This window comes from Corynebacterium glyciniphilum AJ 3170 (genome assembly GCF_007673095.1).
Taxonomy (GTDB): Bacteria; Actinomycetota; Actinomycetes; order Mycobacteriales; family Mycobacteriaceae; genus Corynebacterium.
Window position 1 is genome coordinate 179,694 of the sequence record NZ_VDYZ01000008.1, and the last position, 6,233, is coordinate 185,926.

The 6,233-nt window shown below is 62.6% G+C and carries 6 protein-coding genes; 5 read left to right on the plus strand and 1 reads right to left on the minus strand.

Features of this window, described 5'->3' with window-relative positions:
- The first annotated feature begins 88 nt into the window (after window positions 1-88).
- The 3 genes from FS507_RS09670 to FS507_RS09680 all read left to right on the plus strand — a co-directional run bounded on the left by FS507_RS09670 (window position 89) and on the right by FS507_RS09680 (window position 3,476).
- On the plus strand, window positions 89-997 hold the full coding sequence (locus FS507_RS09670) for a LysR family transcriptional regulator (RefSeq protein WP_145942566.1): 909 nt from the start codon (window positions 89-91) through the stop codon (window positions 995-997).
- A gap of 148 nt (window positions 998-1,145) precedes the next feature.
- Complete coding sequence (locus FS507_RS09675; RefSeq protein WP_145942567.1) at window positions 1,146-2,540, plus strand: MFS transporter; 1,395 nt, start codon at window positions 1,146-1,148, stop codon at window positions 2,538-2,540.
- 9 nt (window positions 2,541-2,549) lie between these two features.
- Entirely contained in the window at window positions 2,550-3,476 is a 927-nt protein-coding gene (locus FS507_RS09680) for a LysR substrate-binding domain-containing protein (protein WP_145942568.1), read from the plus strand.
- 157 nt (window positions 3,477-3,633) lie between these two features.
- Here the strand turns inward: FS507_RS09680 and FS507_RS09685 are convergent, their stop codons facing one another.
- On the minus strand, window positions 3,634-4,584 hold the full coding sequence (locus FS507_RS09685; RefSeq protein ID WP_145942569.1) for an alpha/beta hydrolase: 951 nt from the start codon (window positions 4,582-4,584) through the stop codon (window positions 3,634-3,636).
- Window positions 4,585-4,748: 164 nt separating this feature from the next.
- Here FS507_RS09685 and FS507_RS09690 point away from each other — a divergent pair, with 164 nt between their 5' ends.
- Window positions 4,749-5,405, plus strand: a complete 657-nt coding sequence (locus FS507_RS09690) for a VOC family protein (protein ID WP_145942570.1) — start codon at window positions 4,749-4,751, stop codon at window positions 5,403-5,405.
- 131 nt (window positions 5,406-5,536) lie between these two features.
- Window positions 5,537-6,013: a hypothetical protein gene (locus tag FS507_RS09695; RefSeq protein WP_145942571.1), complete on the plus strand. Its 477-nt coding sequence runs from the start codon at window positions 5,537-5,539 to the stop codon at window positions 6,011-6,013.
- Window positions 6,014-6,233 lie beyond the last annotated feature (220 nt).

The following is a 6,233-nucleotide window of genomic DNA, read 5'->3' on the forward strand; positions in this document are numbered from 1 at the left end:
CCATGCTTTAATGATATTCCACATCATCCAGAGTGATTTACAATAACTTTACACATCATTTGTCCACATCCTCTATGGAGGGCCACCCGTGCCGAAGACCCGCGACTCACTCACCCTCACCCAGCTGCGCTACTTCACCCGGGTCGCTGAACTCGGATCCATGACCGCTGCCGCCGACGAACTGTTCGTCGCCCAGTCCGGAGTGAGTACAGCGATGCACCAGCTGGAGAAGTCCCTCGGAGCGACGCTATTCATCCGCCGCAGGTCCAAGGGAGTGATCCTCACCGAACAAGGCCGCGCCTTCCACACTGCGGCTCTCCGCGTCCTGGATTCCGTCGACGACGCGGTGAGTGCGCTCTCCCCGGGGCAACTTACCGGCACCCTCGCCGCAGGGTGCTTCACAACGCTCGCTCCCTACTGGCTCCCTGAGGTACTTGAACAGCTGCAGACCTCATCACCCAGCCTGACCTGCACGATTCATGAGGTCACCGCCGACCGGGTGGTCTCCCTACTGCAGCGAAGAGACATCGAGATCGCGCTGACCTACGACTTCGACTACGGCCGAGACATCGACTTCGAACGGATCACCGAGGCCCCTATCTACGCCGCCGTCACAGAGGACGACCCCCTGGCGGAACGCACGTCCGTAAGCCTCGGCGAGCTCTCCCGTCTTCCCCTCATCCTCCTGGACATGGACAAGTCCACGAACTACTTTCTGTCACTGTTCCGTGATGCGCACCTGCGCCCCATGGTCCACCAGAAGTTCGAGTCGATGGAAGTAGTGCGCTCCATGGTCGCCCGCGGTCACGGCTACACGATCCTGAACCAACGCCCCGCCCACGACTTCACCAACGACGGCCGCCGACTGGTGCGCCTCCCCATCTCCGGTGTGCGTTCCCATCTGCAGACCGGTGTCGCCTACCGCTCCGGTGAACCCCTCTCTATGAAGAGTCGGGCATTCCTCAACGCCTGCCGGAATGCACTGTTACAAGAATAGATCTTCATTGTATCCGGAATGTGTCTTCACATTATCCGAACCCTGGTTCTGTTTATTGTGATAGTCAACACAGTCCGATAGTTTTAGCATTGTCCTCCAAGAAGTCGGACGAACAGGAATTGTCCGGATCACTTTCAAGGAGGACCCGATGCCCGGTGCCACGACAACTGCTCCAGATCCCCACAACATAGACGAGAAAACCCTGCGCCGGAGCGTGGTCGCAGGGTCCGTCGGCGTACTGGTGCACTGGTTCGACTGGGCCGTGTACGCCTACCTGGCCACCACCATCTCCGACGTCTTCTTTCCAGAGTCCGGCGGAGCCACCGGCCTGCTGGCCGTCTTCGGCGTCTTCGCCATCGCGTTCTTCTTCCGCCCGGTCGGCTCCGTCATCTTCGGTCACCTCGGCGACACGCTGGGGCGAAAGAAGACGCTCTCACTGGTCATCATCTTGATGGCTGTGGGAACTCTAATGCTCGGACTCACCCCTTCATACGAATCAATCGGCGTGTGGGCCCCGGTCCTCCTGATTCTCGGACGCATCGTCCAGGGAATCGCCGCCGGAGGCGAGTTCGGCTCCGCCGCGTCGTTCCTCGCTGAGTACTCGAAGCCCTCCAAGCGAGGCTTCAACTGCTCATGGATCGAGTTCGGCTCCGTCATGGGTTTCCTGCTCGCCTCAGGCGTCGTGGCGGTTCTCTTCGCAGTCTTCGACGACCAGACGGTCACCGACTGGGCATGGCGCATCCCCTTCCTTATCACCGTGCCTATGGCAATTGTCGGGTACTATATTCGCACGAAAATCGAGGACACCCCAGACTACCGGGCGCTGGAAGATGCCGAGGAAGTTCCGACCGCTCCGATCAAGGAGGTCTTCAAGTACAACAAGAAGCAGTTCTTCCAGACGATCGGCATCGAGATCTTCATGAATTGCACCTTCTACGTCGTGCTTACGTACCTTCTCACCTACCAGGAGGATACGGTGGGGTTCGACGCTGGCACCGCCGCGCGTCTGTCTGTGATCGCCTCCCTCACCGCAGCGCTGATCATTCCGCTCTCAGGCAAGGCCTCCGACCGCTGGGGCCGCAAGCCTGTCCTGCTGACGGCCGGGGTTCTCCTTCTGCTGCTCGCCTGGCCGATGTTCCTCTGGATGAACCAGGGAACGTCCGTCTCCGGCTTCGGTGCGACCTTCATCCTCTCCGCCATCCTCGCCCTCATCCTCGGTACGCATGCCTCCACCGTTGCCGAATTGTTCCCGACCCGGACCCGCCAGTCCGGACTATCTATGGCGTACAGCATCGCAGGCGCGTTCTTCGCAGGTACTCTTCCGTATCTCAACACCTGGCTGATCGACTGGACGGACAACATCATGGTTCCGGCTTTCACGCTGATGGTTGTCGCACTAGTCGGCCTCGTGACTGTCTCCACAATCCCCGAGACGAAGGGAATCGGGTTCATCGCAGACAAGGAGTACGAGGCTGCCAGCGGCACCGGTTCGGCTGACGAAGGTGACCGGAGCACGGAAGGCCAGGGCGCTCCGACGCGATAGCGTGGAACAGTGAACATCACGCTCCGTCAGCTGGACTACTTCGTCACCGTCGCCGACACAGGCAGCATCACCGCTGCTGCTCAACGCCTCTACCTTTCCGCATCCGCAGTGTCGACCACCGTCACCGAACTGGAAAGCACCCTCGGCGTCCGACTTTTCACCCGGCATGCCCGTGGGCTCTCGCTCACAGGAGAAGGACGCACAGTACTCGGCAGGGCCAGAGGGCTCTTGCGGGAAGCGGAAGACCTCGAAGTCAATGCGACGTCCCTCGGCACCGAGGTATCAGGCACACTGACCGTCGGCTGTTACTCCACGATCGCACCGCTCCTACTGCCGAGGATTATCGCCGAGTTCGCGGACCAGTACCCGGAGCTGACCATCCGGTTCACCGAAGGATCCCGCAGCGAACTCCTCGAAGGGTTCGCGCAGGGGCGGTTCGACCTTCTTGTCGTCTACGACTACCCGTTCAAGGACGACCTCCCGGACCGGGGGACCCTGCTCCCCTTGGGAGCTTTCCCACCCTACCTGCTCCTCCCCGAGACCCATGCGCTGGCAGGAACGGGCCCTGTAGCACTAGCCGACCTCACGTCGGATCCGCTCATTCTCTTCGATCTTGAGCCGTCGGACCAATACTTCCTGTCCCTGTTCCGAAGTGAGGGCGTGGAGCCTCGGGTCCGCTACCGCACCGGTGACTTCGAAGTCATCCGAGGCCTAGTCTCACGCGGGCTCGGGTACTCCCTTCTCACCCAGAGGACGTACCATCCGGTCAGCTACGAAGGAATCTCCTACGCAGCCGCGGAGCTCGCATGCGACCACGGCCCTCTGGACGTGGTCTCTCTCATCCCGACCGCGGCCCGCGTGACAGAGCGGACAAAAGTGTTCGTGGATGCCGCCCGGAACATCCTCGCGGACCCCGTGCGCTATCCCAACGACTGAGAGCTCCGTAAACAGCCGCCACGTATCCGACCGCTAGAGCCGTTGTTCCCTTCAACGCGGATCGGGGCTCCAGACGATCTGAGCCGCCGAGGAGTTCAAAGAATCGCTGTTTATTGGCCCCCGTGGTGGCTCAAATGCACGACTGTAGTCAGATGTCCTAAATCCGATCCATGAACGTGTACATGTTGCCCTGGTCGAACGCTGCACGGCGCCAGGTGTCCCAGGCGTGCGAGCCGATGATGTCGTACTTGAACTCGATGTTGTCACGTCCTGCCAACGCAGCTCGTGCCTGGAATTCCGAGGTCATCACCATGGAACCAGCCTCGAACGGACCACCGCGCACCACCGTCGCCACCGGGTCTGGACCGAGGTCGCCGGCGAAGTTTGTGATGCCGGTGGACGCGCTGACGATCACCGGCATGGTGAGGTTGTCGATGTTCAGGCTGGGGTTGTTCTCCGCACGCGACCGCTCGTCCGCCCACGGTGCCTCATCGTTGCCGCTGTTCAGCGTGGACGTCCCGTCCACCACGGCACGCTGCACCGGCATCCCGGGATCGTAGAGTCCACTCAGCGCGTACACCGAGCTGTAGATGTCCGGGTGCTTCGACGCGAGGTTCATCGCACCATATGCCCCAGAGCTCAGTCCGGTCACCCCGGTGCTGCCTCGTCCGCCGTTCGGCACACCGAACTCGGACTCCAGGTAGTCGGGCAGCTCCTGGCTCATGAAGGTCTCGAACTGCGCAGCCGGGACACCGTCCCAGTCCTGCACCCAGCTCCACGGGTCCATCGCGGGGAAGACGAGAGTTGCGTCCTCACCGTCGAGGGCGTCCAACGCGCCACCAGCGGTGACCCAGGCGTTGGTGTCGGTGGAGTCGGCTCCGTCAATGAACTGGGCGACCTTCGGGTTACCTTCGGTGTGTGCGGGACGCACCACCACCTTGAAGTCGCGGTCCATGGACGGCGAGTGCACCGAGCACTCCAGCGCGGAAGTGTCACGGTACTGCGTGCAACCCTCCGGGTCGGCTGCCGCAGTCGGTGCGACAGCGACGGACGCGGTCACGCCGACTGCTGCCGCCAGTGCGGTCAGTATTCTTTTCGAGTGTGTCATGCGGGGAATCCTCCTGTCCGACGGCGACCGTACAAGCCGTCACCCCGGAAAAGCGATGCCCCAGGGGGAATTCCCAGCGAACGCCAACATCATGCGTCACTGCAGTTCACAGCACTTATCAGTTGTCACGGCATAACCGGTGGAGCGTCCCTACACTCGGGACCATGAAGTTCCTCGAGATCGCCCTCCCGGTCCACGACCCGTCCCGGTGGGTCTCCTGGCTGTCCGGAACCCTGGGGACGCCACCCACGGACGACGGTCTCGGTGTCACGATCGGGTGGACGACACTGCGTTTCACCGCACTCTCACCCGGTGCGTCCGACACTTCGCCGGACCGCGGACACCACCTCGCCTTCGCGATACCGACCGGCAGCATCGACGACGCAGCCAGTCGCGTCGAGCAGGCCACCGGGCACCCGTTGCTCGACGACGACGGAGTCACCGTCATCGATCGGGGCGGAAACTGGGCGAGCAGGTCCATCTACTTCACCGGCCCGGAGAATTCCGTCCTTGAGCTCATCGAACATGCTGATCGCCCTGAGACGGAGACACCCACTGCGCAGGACGGCTCCCCGACACTGCTGACGCTGCTCGGAGTCGCGGAGATCGGACGGGGCGTCGCCGATGTCGCGGCGGCCGGTGACGACCTCGCCGCACAGTACGGCGACCTCCTGCCCCACGGTTTCGGGGATCCGGGTCGGCGTGTGATCGCCGCCTACGGAGACATCGACGGTGCGGTGGTGCTCGCGAAAGACGATCGCCCGTGGTACCCCACTCAGGACGTCCTGCCACGAACCGAGGAAGCACGCTTCCGGGGGTAATCCCCGGCGGCATTATCGACCAGCTCCCGAAGGGTTTCTTTCCGCTGACCCTGGAATCGGCTCTGGACAGTGTCTGGAACGTGCCCTACACTTCGCAGACATAAGCCTCCCCTCACGTGAAAGGATCCTCCATGAGTCTCTCCAGCCTCCGTTTCTCCCGTCTGTCCCGCGCCGGCATCGCTGCCGTCGCGCTCGCCCCTGCCCTGGTCCTCGCCGCCCCCGCAGCCGTCGCGGACGAGACCGAAGCACCCGCGACCGATTCCTCCGCTTCCGCGACAGACGACGCCGAAGGCACCGACGATGATGCCGACAACTCGGCAGCCGGCTCCGCCGAGGGCTCCCTGCCCGAAGGCATCGGCTCTGAAGACGCGGCTTCCTCGCTGTCCGACGCCGACTGGAAGTCCGTCGCCAAGATCCTCGGCGACGTCCTCGGCGGGAATGTCTCACTGCAGACCATCCTGGACATCATTTCCGTGGTCAACGACGGCGACGCCACTGTCGGCGATGTGATCGGCTCCGTCACCGGATCACTCGGTGGTGATGACAGCGGCGACAACGGCGACAACGGCGACAACGCCGGGGATGACGCTGGCGACGCTGCAGAGTAACAGCCCTCCGCCCCACCTGCCGGGAGGTCACCGCACAACGCGGTGACCTCCTTTTTCAGCTCGGTCGGCGAACATGGCAGAGCATCCGGCAGCGTGGCAGAGGTAACCGCCGGTTTACGGGTTGAAACCGACCACCGGGTCTGCCAGCAAACCGATACCTCTGATGCTCCTATAGTTTGTCAAGCTGCTGCCTCAGTCACCTCAGCCAGATAAGCCCGGT

Coding starts and splice junctions, on each gene's coding strand:
- FS507_RS09690 (WP_145942570.1), top strand. CDS start 4,749: ATGAAGTTCCTCGAGATCGCCCTCCCGGTCCACGACCCGTCCCGGTGG.
- FS507_RS09675 (WP_145942567.1), top strand. CDS start 1,146: ATGCCCGGTGCCACGACAACTGCTCCAGATCCCCACAACATAGACGAG.
- FS507_RS09695 (WP_145942571.1), top strand. CDS start 5,537: ATGAGTCTCTCCAGCCTCCGTTTCTCCCGTCTGTCCCGCGCCGGCATC.
- FS507_RS09685 (WP_145942569.1), bottom strand. CDS start 4,584: ATGACACACTCGAAAAGAATACTGACCGCACTGGCGGCAGCAGTCGGC.